Consider the following 17,183-nt stretch of genomic DNA (forward strand, 5'->3'; position numbering starts at 1 on the left):
ACTTTATTTTGCGGGGGTAAATGCATCTGAAAAAAAGCCACTTTCAGGTAACCCTTTCTTTTCAAAGACAACTTTCGCTTGCTCTATCATTTTTAAGGACCCACAGGCATAGATATCAACCGAGGACAAGCTTTCAAAATCTTGGGTCACGATATCTTGCACATAACCGACTCTGCCTGAAGGTATTAACTCTTCTCTCGATAAAACGGGTGTAAAAACAATATTTTTATATTGTTTAGTTAAATGTTCAAAGCCTATGTCGTAAAATTCATTCTTGTATCTCATACCCCAGTAAATATGGATAGAGCGTGAATCTTTCGCTTCCATCAGTTGCTCCACCGCTGCTTTAACCGGAGCGATACCTGTTCCTGTCGCGATCATTATTATGGGCCTGTCCCCACCACGAACGAAAAATGTGCCTTTTGGCCCTTCAATTCGCATCAATTGATTTAACTTCAAATTTGATGCGAATAGAAGATCTGACATTTCTCCATTTTCAACACGGCGAATGTGCAGTTCTATTTCCTTAGTTTGCGTTTTCGCATTGGCAATAGAGTAGCTACGTTTTATACCTTTATAATTGAGATCAACATATTGACCCGGCAAGTAATCAAAATCCGAGGTTGGCGGAAAACGGAGCTTTAATACGATGATATCAGAGGTAGGAAATTCAATGCTAGATACTTTACAGGGTAGTGTCTGAGTTTTGATGTTTGCTAATTCTGGGTAGTAGTTGGCTCTTAGTACGACATCGCTCTTTGCTCGTGATTGACACGTTAAAAAATGCCCTTCAGAAATAATTTCACCATTTTCATCCTCAACCTTACCTTGAATTAACTCAGCAGAACAAACACCACAATCACCAGTTTTACAACTATGCTCTAAAGTGACTGACTGTTGGAGTGCGTCCTCCAATAGGTTATCCTTACTCTTATAATTCAAACCTGCTGGTTGAATTTCAATCTTATACTCCATCTACCAAATACCTTTAGTATCAACAATAAAATCGGAGTGCATTTCTTCTACTTTGAATTCTTTATGGTCGACAAGCAGCACATGGACATCTGCACTTTCTTTTGCAATATCAAGGCTAACCAACTCAACATCTAAATTAGTTGGTTTTGATCCAATATTTGGTTCAACCGCTAATACTTTTCCAGCATGCATTTCTGTTATCTCCTTCGTGATTAACATCGCTGGGCTTTCACGTAAATCATCGATATCAGGCTTAAATGCAAGACCGTAGCATGCAATAGTAATGGTATTTGCTGTTTTTTGGGGGTTGGCTTGCAGGAAGTCTGCAATAGCTAACTTCACTTTATTGATTACCCATTCAGGTTTTGTATCGTTCACTTTGCGTGCTGTATGAATGATCTGAGCTTCTGCTGGCGTTTTTGAAACGATAAACCAAGGGTCAACAGCGATACAGTGTCCACCAACACCGGGGCCAGGTTGAAGAATATTAATACGAGGGTGACGGTTAGCTAATGAAATAAGCTCCCACACATTAATATCTAATTTGTCACAAATCATAGATAGCTCATTCGCAAAAGCAATCTGTACATCACGACAAGAGTTTTCTGTCAGCTTAGCCATTTCAGCAGTGCGTGCATTAGTGATCACACACTCGCCTTCAACAAACGCTTTGTAAAGCTCAACTGAACGGTTTGAGCACTTGGGTGTTAAACCACCAATAACACGGTCATTTTCCACCAACTCACGCACAACATGACCAGGCAAGACACGCTCAGGGCAGTGCGCAACATTAACGTCAGCGTCTTCACCTGCTGTTTGCGGGAAGCTGAGATCAGAACGAGCTTCTGCAAGCCAGGCTGCCATTTTCTCTGTGGCACCTACTGGAGAAGTCGACTCTAGGATCACCAAGTCACCTTTTTTCAATACTGGCGCAATGGCCTTGCTAGCCGCTTCAATGTACGTCAAATCCGGTGCAGGCACTTCACCTTCAGAACACGGTAAAAAGGGGGTTGGTACTGCGATCAGGAACGCATCAGCAGGCTCAGGTGTTGTCACTGCTTTCAAGTAACCTTCTGTAACCGCCGCACTCACAATCATATCAAGTTCAGGCTCTACGATATGAATTTTGCCTAGGTTAATCGTATCCACCGCATGTTGGTTAACATCAACACCAATCACCTTCTTTTTTCTTGACGCAAACATGGCCGCTGTTGGTAGTCCAATATAACCAAGACCAACTACTGAAATTGTTTCAAATGACATAAACTAATCCAAAATCTATTTTAATAATACTCTAAGAATGCGTTGACAAGCTTCTCCATCCCCATACGGATTGTGTGCAAAGCTCATCTTTTCATATTCATTTTTGTCCGTTAGGAGTAGGTGAAGGTTTGAGACGATCGTATCAATATCTGTACCGACAAGCTTAACTGTACCTGCCTTTACCGCTTCTGGACGCTCCGTGGTATCACGCATTACAAGAACAGGTTTACCTAAGGAGGGCGCTTCTTCTTGAATACCACCTGAGTCCGTCAAAATGATGTCAGCGCAAGTCATTAGATAAACAAACGGCAGATATTGCTGTGGTTCAATAAGATACACATTGTCCACTTCCGAAAGAATTCGATTCACAGGCTCACGAACGTTTGGGTTTAAATGCATAGGATAAACAATCTGCACTTCAGGATGTTGCTTTGCTATTGTGGCCAAGGCTTCACAAATTCGTTCGACCCCCCCTCCAAAGCTTTCACGGCGATGCCCTGTAACAAGAATAAGTTTCTTTGATGTGTCTAAAAATGGAAATTGCTCACGCAACTCTTCATTAAGTACAAAATCATTCTGGATTTTATTTTGCACCATCAACAAAGCATCAATCACTGTATTACCCGTGACTGAAATATCTTCTTCGGCAAAACTCTCTTTTATTAAGTTTTGTTTTGAGGTTTTAGTTGGCGCAAAATGATATTTAGCTAGTGCACCAGTTAAACGACGATTGGCTTCTTCTGGCCATGGTGAGTAAATATTGCCAGTACGAAGACCAGCTTCCACATGCCCTACCTCGATTTGCTCATAATATGCAGCAAGACTTGCCGCTAGCGTGGTAGCGGTATCACCATGCACTAGAACTACGTCTGGCTTAAATTCCTGTAGTACAGGTTTGAGCTCTAACAATATGCGCGCAGTAACATCATTGAGAGCTTGACCAGGTTGCATGAGGTTTAGATCATAATCAGGTATAATTTCAAAAAGCTCTAACACTTGATCAAGCATTTCACGATGCTGAGCGGTCACGCAGCACTTCGCTTCAAACCTATGATCTGCTGCCAATGCATGAACAAGTGGTGCCATTTTGATGGCTTCTGGGCGTGTACCAAATACCGTTAGCACTTTTTTTTTGGACATTTTTTAGCCTAATTTCAATTATAAATTTTGTCATCTACGTGAGATTTCACTTCAACGCCTCAGACTTTTCTTCGTCTGAAACGCTTGTTGTTCAAGATGAGACAGCTTTATTTTACTATCTCGCTGTAATTAATTGATTTCACCTATCTTAAACAAGCCACTCCAAATAGGTCCTTGAAAACTAGCTCCTAGCTCCTAGCTCCCCTTTATCTTCCTTTCGAAACGCAAAGCGTACTAGTACAATCGCCACACCTAGCATCCCCCCAAGCAATGTAACTAGCACACAAATTAGAGCGCGTTTCGGACCATCTTTAAGCTCCGGTACAACGGCAGGGTCAACAACTTTGAATATGAACTCTTCTTGTACTTCAGCCAGCATCAAACTTTTGGTCTGCTCTTCGATCAGTCGGTAAAACGTGCTTTGCATATCCGTAACAGCAGTTTTTTGTAGCTGAGCGTTTAGGTAAGCTAAATTTTGTGAAGTTTCAGCAATCGTTCGTTCACGCATTACTTGGTTGATGTCTTCAATTAGCCAGTTGACCCATTGCTGAGCTAAGTAAGGTGAGTAGTTTTTAACAGATACTGTGTATAAACCACTCTCTTTATCTTGGCTAATATTCAAAACCTCTTTACTGAAAACTTCAAACGCTTCCTGTGCTGTTGGTGTCGCACCACGTAGGCCATCGGGTTCGCGAAGCCACTCACTATTCTTCGAGTTATAAAGTTCCTCATCAAGAATGAGCATATTGCTTTCTAAATCCCAATTTTTTGCTGCCATCAAAGGAACAAGCAAATCATGCTTTTTAATAAATGCTTCTACAAACTGACGAGACTTCATTACTTGCACTGCCAAATCTGTTTGCGAGGATTCTCCTGCACCAAGGTTAACACCTGCTAACGCAGCTAAACCTCCTAGCTGGCCTGCCATTTTTGATAAGCCACCACCATTTGAGCTTTCTGCCGGCGCAAGTAATGCATCTGATTTGTATATATTTGGCAGGCTAAGTGCGTATAGCACCGCACCGACCGCAAAAACAAATGTGGTCACAATGATGAACCACTTGCCTTTCCATAGAGCGTTAAAAAGTTCACGCAAGTCAATCTCATCATCTGCAGATTGAGGTGGATATGGTAAGTAGTTTGGATTGAGTTCTTTTTGTGGTTCCATGGAAGTTCTAGGTCCTAGGATCGGTGAAAATGTTTACGGAATACGGAATACGGAATACGGAATACGGAATATTGCTCCGGTGAAATACCATGCAAACCGTTTACCTGAGCTTTCAAACGCAATCTACACTCAATCCGAGAGTAGATTCCTAGTCTTGCTTCTGCTCGCTGGAATGACGTTTTCTTCTCCCGTATTCAGTAGCTAAGCGCTCCATAATCTGTATTTAAAAAAGTTCTAGGCCCTAGGAACGTTTATTCCTAGGACCTTTATTTACCTTTACTTCAACGCGTTGATCGCTACACCTGTTTGGTAAAGGATCTGGGTGGCAGCAGTCCAAGTACTTAATGCATCGCGGTAGTCGGTATCAATTGGCACAACAATTGTGTCGCCCGCTTTTAACTCTTCATGATTGTTACCGAACCAGTAACCAGAAGTTGGTTTGTATACTGAACCATCAGCGCGCACGACAAAAATACGATCTTCATCTGCTTGTTTTTTCGCGCCGCCGGCTTTGTTTAGGTAATCATCTACGTCTAGCTTGTTATCTAACAAGTAAGTGATTGGAACCTGAACTTCACCCATGATTGAAACCGTATTACGGAAAGTCGGTACAAATAAGAAGTCTCCATCTTCTAACATAAAGTCCGCAGAACGCTCGTCTTTTAGGATGCGATTAAGCTGCACAACCATGCGACCAAGCGCTTTGCTCTTACTTGCTTCTTCCACAAACGCCAAGGTTTTTTCTGGGTCAGAAATCACTGAGCTCATATTGCTGTCTGCACGAAAGGTTTTTTTCGCGGTTTCTGCGCGCATATCTGCGGCGTATTGATTTAGTAGCTTTTGCTCTTGTAGGCGAAGCGCTTCACGTGTGAAGATCGCACCTTGAGGATGGGCAAATTCCGTCAAACCACCAGCACGCTCAAGTAACTCGCCTAAGGTCTCCCCCTGACGAACCGTGTAAGTACCAGGGAACCGCACCTCACCCTGCAGGGTTACTGTGCTCTGTAGTTTAACGTTCGGCTTTTCTAGGATGTTCAAACGGTCACGGCCAACAAGGATTGCATCATCTGCTGTACCTCCTTGAATCGCTTTGCGTAAATCAATGCGTTCCACATCAATAGAAGCGCGTTCGTCCTTGCTACTGATCACAGTACGAGCCAACTCTGCATTAATGGTAAATGCATTGTACGTTAGACCACCTGCCGCTTCGATAAGGGTAGACACTGACATGCGTGGCGTAAGTGGGTAGCGACCAGGGTGTTTAACCTCACCAAATACTTCAGCGATTTGCGGTGCTAAGCCTAAACGAGATTGTTGCTGGAGCTGCAAAAGCACCGGAGCAAGTAAAGTTCGACGAGTGTTTTGCTTCAACGCATCAAAATCTTCTTTTGTGATTTCTTTGCCACGGAATATGATTTTTGGCTGTTCTGATTCTTCAGTTGAAGATCGTCCCATCGGCATATTGTCTGTTGCTGAAGAAATAGCAACAGAAGAGCTCATCACTTCTTGCTCTTTTTGTTGATCCAGCTCAGCTTTAAATTGTGCTTGCTCAAGCGTTTTCGCTTTCGTAACCGTATCTTGATCTGCAAGGGTATCTAAATCTTCATTATTGAAACGGTTAAATACCAGCACTCGGTCACGTGAGTTTAACTTTAGGTTATCTTTGCTGCTCGGCGAAAGAATCGCGTTAGCAAGATTTACTTGATAAACCTCGATGTCACGTTGTGGGTTAATCTCACGAACAACGACAGCATAGTTAACATCTGCAGTAGAGTTAAATGACGTATCTACCGATTGGAACAAGTCAGCAACGCGAAGGCCACTCCTCCATTCGATAAAGCTCGGATGACGAACATCACCTTCAATTTGCACGTAACGGGTTAGTTCTTCGCTCTTCTTCAGTACATTAACGGCGTCGCCATCTTTGACTTTGGTTTGTTGATCATGTGACTGACTGAAGTTCAGGGTTAATGCGTCACGCGCACCTTTCGCTGCATAACGTTTGACTTCAATTTGGTCACTGTAAGCGTTGGCAGTAAAACCTCCCGCCATTTGAATCGCCTGTTTGTAGGTTTCGCCTGACTTTACTTCATAGATTGCAGGGCGGTTTACCTCACCATCAATAGTGATGGTATTGCCAACAGCACCAATAAAGACCACATCACCAGGTAACAGTCGAACATCGTTGCGCGCGTCGCCTTTCAGCAATAGGTCATACATATCAAGTTTGCGAATCACCTGACCATTGCGCTTTAGCTGCACGTTGCGCAATGCACCGCTCTCCCCAAAGCCGCCACTGTAATAAATGGCTTGAGAAATGGTGGTTAGCGCGCTAACGGTGTAAGCACCAGGTTTGTAGGCATCCCCCATAACAAACACTTGCATGGTACGCATTTCTCCTAGCGAAATATCGCTACGCACACCGATCATTTGCTCTTTTACTCGTTGGTTTAGGGAGTCACGAACGTCAGAAAAGCTCATGCCTGCTAATTGGACTGGGCCAAGTGAAGGAAAGTTGATAGTACCCGCGCGATTTACTCGCAAACGGTGAGTCGTATTCTCTTTACCAAATAGCTGAATAACAATTTCGTCACCAGCGCCGACAGTGTAGTCAGCAGGGACAGGCACATCGTTTACTGGAGCAAATGTTGTTGGTGAACCCGCAAATAGATCCAAGCCGAAGCGCTTTAGCTCTTCATCTTCTTTCATTACATCCGCTTGGTTCGTTTGATTAGCGTTACTCACCTCTGGGCGAGGATCAATCACTTGAGGGTTTTGATAGCTACTCGGCTGAGAAGAAGAGCCAGAAGGGAGAGAAATGCCGTACTTACTTGCTAGTGCTTGTTGTTGGTCAGCAGGTAGACTTTGGAACATTTGCATTTGTTCCGGGGTTGGAGTTTGCGCATGACTGAATGGCGCAAAAACACTTGCCAATACACAAGCGGCAATCGAGAAATATCCTTTAAGCATGATAATTCGCTATTTAAATCGAGAGTTAAAAAATCCTAGTTACTAAAACTAGGCACTAGGTCTTTTAATTAAAATCGGTGCTGAAAGCCGAGTGTCAGGGCATTCAGACGAACTTGGTCTTCTGATGTATTGTCAATAAACTCGAAAACAACCGCATTGTGCTTATCTAAGGCGTAATGCATACCTAAACCAAAGCTAAAGCCTTGATCTTTATTAGAGCCGACGTTCTGTTGGTCAATTTGGACACTGGAGTAACCCGCCAGCCCGTAAAGTGCGAAACGTTCAGAAACCGGCATGTTCAACTTAACAAAACCACTTGCTAAGCTGTCTACTGCAAGTCCGCTTTCGCGCTGTACTGAGGTGCCGTAACGCGCTTCTAACGCGACATAATCGTTAAAGAAATAGCCTGCTTGCGCTTGAAGAAGGAATGGATTGCCTTCGGTTACGGAAGAAATAGAAGAGTGGTGGTATTCGGCATTAGAGTAGCTCACTAACGCACCTGCATAAAAATCTGCTGAGGCCGTAAATGAGCACAAGCCTAAGCTGATTGCACTCAACGCCCCTAGCCATGGTCGTTTGTTCATCACGTAAGTGTTCCTTGGGTATTGACTGACCGCTGCACATGAATAACGCACGCAGTGAATGTCTGTTAACTCTTTGTCTGTTTGCTTGTGCGTTTTCACGCTACCGCCCTGCGGCATTACGCGTAGCCACTGTTCGCTGATTACCGAGCTGCTCGGCTTATTGATATAAGTGCTTTTTTCAAGCGTCGCTTTTGTGAGGAGAAAATCAAAAGCTCATACTTGAAAAGCACAGCATAAAAGCTGGCAAATTATGCATGGATTAGCGCAAAACGGCAAGGGGGCTCACTCTAAGGTTTGAGAATGGGCATTCTTGTTTTTGAGAGCAATGAAACTCTGGCATCATTCCTTTATAATGTTACAAAGCGTAACGTAAAACTTATATCGAATGTCGATTCGCTACTTACTTTTGATATTGACTAGTTGGTGTTACTTAGTGGAGTTATCCTTCATTACTCCACTAAGCTCTAGTTAAAATCACTAATACCGCCTGCAAATGAATTGTCTTTTCAATGAGACGCATTCTTTAGAACTTGGTAAAATTCCATAGGAAACTATTTACATGCTGATTGTTTTTTAACTAAAATGACAGATGGTATGTTCTAAACAGACCAAACATCGATGTTTTAAAATCTGAAATACAAGGATTAATAATGAAGAACACAGCTCTAGCTATTCTTATGGCTCTAAGCGCATCAACTGCATTCGCAGCTGAAGAAGCAGGATCTGCTGGTGCAGCATCTGCATCTGCAACTGGTACAACTGCAGTAGCAGTAGGTGCAGCAGCAGCAGTAACTGTAGTAGCAGTTGCAGCGTCAGACAGCGACTCGTCAACAACTACTACTGGTTCTGCGACTACTTCAGCGAAGTAATTTTTGTTTAAGTCGAACTAGATAAATCGCCCTGAACTGTTTCAGGGCGATTTTATTTGTACGAGGGAAAAATGAATACCTTTCTATCGCAGAAATGGATGCGCTTACTTGTTGTTTTACCTGTATTAAACCTCACTTTTGGGTGTACTCAGAAATTCAATGATGTCTCGGCGACCGTTCAAGAAGCTTATGGTAACTACATCGATGTTGAGTTGACACCAAAAGAAATTGAAGCCGTTCCTTATGCCAGCGCTTATCTAAAAATCGGCAGCCAAAAGCAAGTCTTCGTTGTTCTCGCCTTTGCTGAATCAAACCCACTAACGGGTCAAACTCAACTCAAATGGGTCAGTGCCGATAAAGCGATGGTGGTAACAGAGAATGGCCATATTGTTAAAACCATTGGATTGCAAACCACTAACCTAGCCGGTGTCTACGGTGACGTGCCTGCTTACTCAAAATCATCTGTTCAATATGCGCTATCTTACGATTGGTCTGAGCAATACCGTTACGGCTTTCAAGCTCATGTAGAGCGATCACGTCAAGGCAAAGAGACGGTAACCACCCCTATTTCATCGACAGAAACTGACGTTTATACTGAGCTCGTCACTTTTCCAAGCTTAGAAGAAAGCGTAGAGAACACCTATTGGGTAGACAGTGATGGGCAAGTGGTGAAAACACGTCAGCACTTGGGACCAAACATGGTGCCAGTTGAATTGACAATTTTGAAAGGGTACAGCAAATCATGAGTAAGCGACTGCTCTCTTTACTAAGCTTGGCAGGTGCTGTAAGTATTACCACACTGCCTACGATGGCCAAGAACCACAGTTTACCGCCATTACAAGTTGAATTAGTGGGTACTGGAAAAGCCTTACAATTTGAACAGCCAACTCGTTTAGACCACATCCTAAAACTCGCACAAGAGCAGAACGTTGTCTTGCAATATCCTCTTGCGATTAGTTTGTTTGATGATTCAGAACAGGCACAGCAAGAAAGTCTGACGTTAAAAAACGCCGTGTTGAACCAAATGATTCAATACAACCTTATTGGCCATCCATTTTACAAATTTATTCAGCAAAGTCAGTTTGCGCCTCGCGTTCTTTCCGCCGTCGATGTTGATCAAATTCGCTTAGATAAATTTGATAACCCACTTTTAAAAGGACAGTTTGCCTTAAGTGCACCTAAGCGAGCAGAAAAAGTATTGTATGTGGGCAATGTGGACAAGGTTTATGCCATCAAACATCTAGCTGGTATCCCCCTACATGAACAAATCGATAGCCTAAAAAGCAGTGAGGTTGGTGAACTGGCTCAGCCACCTATTCTAATCTACCCAAATGGTGAAGTGGTTACACCTCATCATGGAAGTTGGTTGACCAAACAATATTATTTACCGCCCCTGACCATGGTCTACATCCCATTTGACGATTTTGAACAATCACCAATGGATCAAGACATCGTCAAACTGCTGTCACAGCGTAAACCAGCCCCATCGAAGAGTTAAATATGAACCTGATAAGAACCAGTTTATCGCTTTCTTTAATGGGTCCAGCGTTGGTTTGGGCTCAAGATATGCCTTTTGAGGCACCGCCATTACAACCTTCACAGATGGATTTTGGTGGTGTGGGCTTAATGCAAATGCCAACCGGCCGTATGGCACCTGAGGGCGAGTTCAACTTTGCTATTAACAATAGCAATGAGTACACGTTTTACAATGTGACTCTACAAGTGATGCCATGGTTAGAGACTACAATTCGCTACACTACTGCAAAAGATGTTCTTTACAGCGAAGACCCTAATTTTTCTGGTGACAATGAATACACCGATAAAGGTATCGATTTTAAAGTTCGCTTATTAGAAGAGTCTGAGTACTTACCAGAGCTGTCTGTTGGTATTCGTGACTTTGCGGGTACTGGCCTGTTTGATGGTGAGTTTGTTGCTGCAACAAAACGTTACTCTAACCCTAACCTTGGTACCTTTGATTTTACCTTAGGTATGGGCTGGGGTTACCTTGGAACGCGTGACAATATCAGTAACCCCGCTTGTAAGTTGTCAGACAGTTTCTGTGAGCGACCTTCCGACTTTAAAGGCAATGGCGGTAGCGTAGATTTTGAGCGTTGGTTTAAAGGACCGGCAGCTCTATTTGGTGGTGTGGAATATCAAACACTACATGCACCACTGCGCTTCAAGCTTGAATACGACAGTAATGACTACAGCGAAGATTTTCCTGTGGTACGCGGTGGCATAGACATGACGCCCCACACCCCTTGGAACTTTGGTATACTTTATCGTTTAGGCCACATGGCGGATCTGCGTTTGAGTTATGAACGTGGCGACACGTTGGTTGCTGGTGTGAGTCTTTATACTAACTTCAATGAAATGCCGTCTTTCTGGCGTGATACACCAACACCAGAAGTTGAAGAAAAGCAACCAGAGCAACTGTCTGATGTAGATTGGGAACGTGTTACTGAGGAGCTGGATAAGATTGCTGGCTACCAAAATACCCAGCTCTATGTTGAAGACAATACCGTTTCGGTTGTTGGCGAGCAGAAAAAGTATCGTGATCGCAAGGAAGCTCATGAAAAAGCAGCGGCAGTCCTTTACAACGAAATGCCAGACAACATTGATACCTTTACTATCAATGAACGCAGCCGTGGCTTGCTCGGTGATCAAACGGTTATCTCAAAAGATAAGTACCGTGACTTTGCAGAAGTTAACTACATCAACCCGACTATTGAAGATGCGACGTCTACATCAAGCAATAAGCCTCAGGGCAAACCTGCTTACGATGGGTTTGAGCGTTTTGATTGGGGCTTTGCACCAAAACTGGCTCAAACCTTGGGTAACCCAGAAGACTTCTACTTGTTTAGTGTTGGTTTGAGCGGCAACACTTCTTACTGGCTAACGGACAATCTAGAAATCGGCGGCTCACTTTACTGGGATTGGTACAATAACTACGACAAGTTTAACTACGTAACACCACCTGATGGCACAAGCGTCCCACGTGTACGTACTATGTTCCGTGCTTATCAGAATGAACACGCGGTAACTATGTCGAACCTTCAATTGACTTGGTTCCAAGAGTACTCCGATACCATGGACCAGCAATTCTATGCAGGTTACCTAGAAAGCATGTTTGCGGGTGTAGGTACCGAATTCTTGTACCGTCCAAAAGGCGCAAACTGGGCGCTTGGTGCTGATGTTAACTTAGTTTCTCAACGTGATCCTGAAAGCTACTTTGGTGTTTACGATGAGAAGTGGCAGCATATCCCTGAATACGGCCGCCCATTCCAAGTGGTAGATAAAGGCTTTACTGGCTTTGTGTCTGGTTACTACTACCCTCAATGGGATTTCCTACAAGATTTGATGATCCAAGTCGATGTGGGCCAGTTCCTAGCGGGTGATGTAGGTACGCAAGTGAACGTGTCTAAGCAATTCAAGAGTGGCGTGATTGCAGGTGCTTTCGCCTCATTTACCGACTTATCTGCTGAAGAATTCGGCGAAGGTAGCTTTACGAAAGGTTTCTACATTTCGATTCCATTTGACATAATGACGGTGAAACCAAGCAACAACCGTGCAAACTTTAGCTGGCAGCCATTGACTCGCGATGGCGGTCAGAAACTCGGTCGTAAGTACAGCCTAATTGAGCTGACGGATGAGCGTAATCCTTGGTACCAACGCCCAAATACGTCAGACGAAAAATAATATAGCTCTGACTAAACTATTCAACTAAAACAAAGGGAGCTTCGGCTTCCTTTTTGTTTAGCTAATGACAAGGACTTACCCTAGTACTAGCACCTAAAGGCTTAACTCTGCTAAACTTCCTGAGAAAATTTTAATCTATGGTGGAAGTCTTATGATCATCGTAACTGGTGGTGCTGGCATGATCGGCAGCAACATTGTTAAAGCACTGAACGAAGCAGGTATTAACGATATTCTGGTTGTCGACAACCTAAAAAATGGCAAGAAGTTTAAAAACTTAGTTGATCTTGATATCACAGATTACGTGGATCGTGATGACTTCCTTACTCAAATCATGGCAGGTGACGACTTCGGTCCTATCGAAGCTATCTTCCATGAGGGTGCTTGTTCTGCGACAACCGAGTGGGACGGCAAATACATGATGCTAAACAACTATGAGTACTCGAAAGAGTTGCTTCATTACTGTCTAGATCGTGAAATTCCATTCCTATACGCATCCTCAGCAGCAACATACGGCGAAACAGAAACGTTTGTTGAAGAACGTAAATACGAAGGCGCACTTAATGTATACGGTTACTCAAAACAGCAATTTGATAACTATGTGCGTCGCCTATGGCAAGATGCCCAAGAGCATGGTGAACAGCTTTCTCAAATCACTGGTTTCCGCTACTTCAATGTGTACGGTCCACGTGAAGATCACAAAGGCAGCATGGCATCGGTAGCCTTCCACCTAAATAACCAAATCAATGCTGGTGAAAACCCTAAATTATTTGCAGGCAGCGAATCATTCAAACGCGACTTCGTTTACGTTGGTGATGTGTGCAAAGTAAACCTTTGGTTCCTAGAAAATGGAGTTTCTGGCATCTTCAACTGCGGTACTGGTCGTGCAGAATCTTTTGAAGAAGTAGCAAAAGCAGTGGTCAAACACCACAACAAGGGTGAAATCCAAACCATTCCGTTCCCTGACCACCTAAAAGGCGCTTACCAAGAATTCACTCAAGCGGACCTAACTAAGCTTCGTGCAGCTGGTTGTGATGTAGAATTCAAAACGGTAGCTGAGGGTGTTGCTGAATACCTAGCGATTCAAAACCGTTAATTCCCTTCAAAGGTGGTAGTTAACTCTCTACCACCTTTACTCTGATACGATTACTAGTATCATTTCTACAGACCCCCAATCGCCTTTCTTCAAAAATATAGGTACTTAAAACTTCATGACTAATCAACGTGATGATTTCGATCCTAAAGCTTATAACCCTGAATTTGAGCGCCACTTTTTAGCGCCGAAGTATTGGGGGACATGGATAGGCGTTGCCCTTTCTTTGCCGCTTGCTTTATTACCTTTAGGGGTTCAGAAATGGCTAGCAAAAGCCATTGCGAAGAAACTGGCTAAATCGCACAAAGGTCCGGCTCACCGAGCTCGTGTCAACTTTGAGCTGTGCTTCCCAGAGAAATCATTTGAAGAGCGCGAAGCACTGATTGAAAAAACGCTTTATACCGCAGCATTGTTCTTTTTCCGTTTCAGCTTACTAAGCTTACGCTCATCTAAATGGTTACAGCAGCGTTGCCAAATCCGAGGTTTAGACATCCTACAAAAACACATCGACAATGATGAGAAAGTCATTTTGATGGTTCCACACTCATGGGCGATTGATATTCCTGCGGTGTTGCTTGCTTCGATGGGAATGCCCGTCTCTGCAATGGCAAAAAAGCAGAAAAATGAAGTGGCTGATTGGCTAATGCACGAACAACGTGTGCAATATGGCGGTCGTGTTTATGAGCGCTCTGGTGGTGTTAAGCCGTTTTTGAAATCAGTTCGTGACGGTTACATTGGCTATTACTTACCCGATCAGGATCATGGTCCTGAACACAGCGTTTTTGTCGATTTCTTTGCGACCAGAAAAGCAACGCTTCCAGGCTTAGGTAAAATTGCCAAACTATCACGCGCTAAAGTGTTACCTATGTTTGCTTCTATGAACACAGAAGATGGTACGTTTGATATCGAAATCTTACCGGCGTTTGAGCTAGATAAAGGCGAAGAACAAGACGCTCGCACTTGTAATCAAGCGATCGAGTACTTTGTTGCAAATAAACCAGAACAATACATGTGGGTGCTACAACTTCTGCACTCTCAAGAAGACGGCAATAACTATTACAACCTATTTAAACCGAGATACAACACTGACTGGCAAATAAGCAAATGAAAAAAATCTTAATTATTGGCCCTTCTTGGGTTGGCGATATGGTGATGTCGCAGTCTCTTTATATCGTCTTAAAGCAACTCCATCCAGAAAGCCAAATTGATGTAATTGCACCTGGTTGGTGCAAACCAATTCTTGAGCGCATGCCAGAAATCCATCAAGCTATTGAAATGCCTATTGGTCATGGTGAATTCAACTTACTCGGTCGTCGCGAAATCGGTAAATCATTACGAGAAAAACAGTACGACCACGCATACATCCTGCCGAAGTCTGCAAAATCTGCTCTTATCCCGTGCTTCGCAAACATTCCTCTTCGTACTGGTTGGAAAGGTGAAATGCGTTACGGTTTACTTAATGACTTGCGACCAAACATGAAGTCTTTTCAGTTCATGGTTGAACGCTATGTGGCATTAGCTTACTCACAAGAAGAGATGATCGACTCATCCTCATTGGGTGGTTTAGAAACCCTACCTCGCCCTAGCCTGTTTATTGATAAAAAAGAGCAAGCTGAAGCGATTACTAAGTTTAACCTCAATCAAGAGGCACCTGTTGTTGGCCTGTGCCCAGGAGCAGAGTTTGGTCCTGCGAAAAAATGGCCTGAAACACATTACGCAGAAGTCGCGTCAGCAATGGCAAATGCAGGAAAGCAAGTGTGGCTATTTGGTTCTCAAAAAGACCTTGAGACCTGTAACAACATCAAGCAATTAGTACCTCAAGAATACCAGCACCAGATTCATGTTTTGGCAGGGCAAACGAGCCTGATTGAAGCAGTTGATCTTCTAGCAGCATGCCACACTGTCATCGCGAACGACTCAGGACTTATGCACGTGGCAGCTGCCGTTGGTTGTAACGTCGTTGCGGTCTATGGTTCCACATCACCAAAATACACACCACCGCTTGCGGAAAAGGTAGAGATTGTTCACACCGATATTGACTGCCGTCCCTGCTTTAAGCGTGAGTGTGAGTTTAAGCATCTTAAGTGTTTAACTGAGTTATCACCAAAACAGGTGCTAAACAGCATCCAAAAACTTGAAGCGATAACGGTAAGTTCATGCTAATCCGCATTTTTTACACATTGCTACTTGCCCTTGCGTCCCCTTTCCTTTTATTTGGTTTATATAAAAGTAAACCAAACAAGCCCAAATTTGGTGAACGATGGAAAGAGCATTTTGGTAGAACCCCAAAACTAGAGACAACTGAGCGCCCCATTTGGATTCATGCGGTTTCGGTCGGTGAAAGTATCGCCGCTATCCCACTCATTAAAGAGTTGAAAAAGCAAAACCCAACCCAACCTATTTTGGTCACCACCACAACCAGTACTGGTGCGGAACAAATTGCTAAGTTGGGCGACTTAGTGGAACACCGCTATATGCCTATCGATTTCGGTTTTGCTGTGAAAGGTTTTCTAAAGGCAATACGCCCAAAGCAAATGTTGATAATCGAAACCGAACTTTGGCCAAACACGCTTAATAAAGTCCACAATGCAGGAATCCCTATCATAGTGGTCAACGCTCGCCTCTCTGAAAAATCGTGTAGGAACTACGCAAAAGTGCAGCCTCTGTTTGACCTATTACCCCCTTGCATAGATAAGGTCCTTTGCCAGACGGAGTCAGATGCTGAGCGTTTCGAACGTTTAGGTGTCGAGAAAAACAAACTTTTTGTCACTGGCTCGATAAAGTTTGATATCCAGATATCGAACGACGTAAGAGAAAAAGCTAAATCGCTAAGGAATGCTCTCGGATTAGAGCGCCCGATTTGGATTGCAGCCAGCACTCATAAAGGCGAAGATGAGCAGGTATTAGAAGCCCACAAAAAAATCTTAGAATGGCACCCAAATGCACTTTTAATCCTTGTTCCACGGCATCCAGAGCGATTCGAAGATGTATTTGAGCTTTGCCAAGGTCAAGGCTTTGAAACTGCTCGACGTACAAGCCAAGAAGAAGTAACAACATCGACCCAAGTTTATCTTGGAGATACCATGGGTGAGATGCTTACCTTGATTGGATCAGCCGACATTTGCTTTATGGGTGGTAGTTTGATTGGCGATAAAGTTGGTGGGCATAATGTTCTAGAGTCTGCGGCTTTAGGTGTGCCAGTCATCACTGGGCCGAGCTATTTTAATTTCCAAGAAATTGTCGACAAGATGGTATCTTTTTCTGCGATAGCTATTACTTCAAACGCAAACACCCTTGCAATTGAAATAAAGGATCTAATTCAAAATGAAAGTGCTTACCATCAAGTAAAGGTAAGCCTACTTTCTGTCGTAAACTCAAACCAAGGCTCATTACAAAAAACTCTGGATAAGGTAACTTTATAAACT

14 protein-coding genes are annotated in these 17,183 nt (G+C 43.5%); 8 read left to right on the forward strand and 6 right to left on the reverse strand.

Features of this window, described 5'->3' with window-relative positions:
- Positions 1-3 precede the first annotated feature (3 nt).
- From H735_RS24315 to H735_RS24340, 6 genes are all read right to left on the reverse strand, one after another.
- Positions 4-975 carry an FAD-binding oxidoreductase gene (locus H735_RS24315; protein WP_020195844.1) on the reverse strand — a complete coding sequence of 324 codons (972 nt, stop codon included), beginning with the start codon at positions 973-975 and terminating at the stop codon, positions 4-6.
- Positions 976-2,238: a UDP-N-acetyl-D-mannosamine dehydrogenase gene (gene wecC, locus H735_RS24320; protein WP_020195845.1), complete on the reverse strand. Its 1,263-nt coding sequence runs from the start codon at positions 2,236-2,238 to the stop codon at positions 976-978.
- Between the two features lie 15 nt (positions 2,239-2,253).
- The gene (gene wecB, locus H735_RS24325; RefSeq protein ID WP_020195846.1) at positions 2,254-3,378 is read right to left on the reverse strand and encodes a non-hydrolyzing UDP-N-acetylglucosamine 2-epimerase; all 1,125 of its coding nucleotides are present in this window, start codon (positions 3,376-3,378) and stop codon (positions 2,254-2,256) included.
- A 181-nt stretch (positions 3,379-3,559) separates the two neighbouring features.
- Complete coding sequence (locus H735_RS24330) at positions 3,560-4,546, reverse strand: Wzz/FepE/Etk N-terminal domain-containing protein (RefSeq protein WP_020195847.1); 987 nt, start codon at positions 4,544-4,546, stop codon at positions 3,560-3,562.
- Positions 4,547-4,822: 276 nt separating this feature from the next.
- Complete coding sequence (locus H735_RS24335; RefSeq protein WP_020195848.1) at positions 4,823-7,516, reverse strand: SLBB domain-containing protein; 2,694 nt, start codon at positions 7,514-7,516, stop codon at positions 4,823-4,825.
- A 68-nt stretch (positions 7,517-7,584) separates the two neighbouring features.
- The gene (locus H735_RS24340) at positions 7,585-8,100 is read right to left on the reverse strand and encodes a porin family protein (RefSeq protein WP_020195849.1); all 516 of its coding nucleotides are present in this window, start codon (positions 8,098-8,100) and stop codon (positions 7,585-7,587) included.
- Between the two features lie 650 nt (positions 8,101-8,750).
- Between H735_RS24340 and H735_RS24345 the strand changes: the two genes are divergently transcribed.
- The 8 genes from H735_RS24345 to waaA all read left to right on the forward strand — a co-directional run bounded on the left by H735_RS24345 (position 8,751) and on the right by waaA (position 17,180).
- Positions 8,751-8,969 (forward strand): hypothetical protein, encoded by a 219-nt coding sequence (locus H735_RS24345; RefSeq protein WP_020195850.1) that lies wholly within the window; start codon positions 8,751-8,753, stop codon positions 8,967-8,969.
- A 71-nt stretch (positions 8,970-9,040) separates the two neighbouring features.
- Positions 9,041-9,715: a YjbF family lipoprotein gene (locus tag H735_RS24350; protein WP_027726665.1), complete on the forward strand. Its 675-nt coding sequence runs from the start codon at positions 9,041-9,043 to the stop codon at positions 9,713-9,715.
- The gene (locus H735_RS24355) at positions 9,712-10,467 is read left to right on the forward strand and encodes a capsule biosynthesis GfcC family protein (protein WP_020195852.1); all 756 of its coding nucleotides are present in this window, start codon (positions 9,712-9,714) and stop codon (positions 10,465-10,467) included. Before H735_RS24350 ends, H735_RS24355 begins: the two co-directional genes overlap by 4 nt.
- 2 nt (positions 10,468-10,469) lie before the next feature.
- On the forward strand, positions 10,470-12,668 hold the full coding sequence (locus H735_RS24360; protein WP_027726666.1) for a YjbH domain-containing protein: 2,199 nt from the start codon (positions 10,470-10,472) through the stop codon (positions 12,666-12,668).
- Positions 12,669-12,819: 151 nt separating this feature from the next.
- Complete coding sequence (gene rfaD, locus H735_RS24365) at positions 12,820-13,761, forward strand: ADP-glyceromanno-heptose 6-epimerase (RefSeq protein WP_020195854.1); 942 nt, start codon at positions 12,820-12,822, stop codon at positions 13,759-13,761.
- 115 nt (positions 13,762-13,876) lie between these two features.
- Positions 13,877-14,866: a lauroyl-Kdo(2)-lipid IV(A) myristoyltransferase gene (gene lpxM, locus H735_RS24370; RefSeq protein ID WP_020195855.1), complete on the forward strand. Its 990-nt coding sequence runs from the start codon at positions 13,877-13,879 to the stop codon at positions 14,864-14,866.
- Positions 14,863-15,921 (forward strand): lipopolysaccharide heptosyltransferase II, encoded by a 1,059-nt coding sequence (gene waaF / locus H735_RS24375; RefSeq protein ID WP_020195856.1) that lies wholly within the window; start codon positions 14,863-14,865, stop codon positions 15,919-15,921. Before lpxM ends, waaF begins: the two co-directional genes overlap by 4 nt.
- Entirely contained in the window at positions 15,915-17,180 is a 1,266-nt protein-coding gene (gene waaA / locus H735_RS24380; RefSeq protein WP_020195857.1) for a lipid IV(A) 3-deoxy-D-manno-octulosonic acid transferase, read from the forward strand. The genes waaF and waaA overlap by 7 nt, the downstream gene beginning before the upstream one ends.
- The last annotated feature ends 3 nt before the right edge of the window (positions 17,181-17,183 follow it).

The organism is Vibrio owensii CAIM 1854 = LMG 25443 (genome assembly GCF_000817815.1).
Lineage (GTDB): Bacteria > Pseudomonadota > Gammaproteobacteria > Enterobacterales > Vibrionaceae > Vibrio > Vibrio owensii.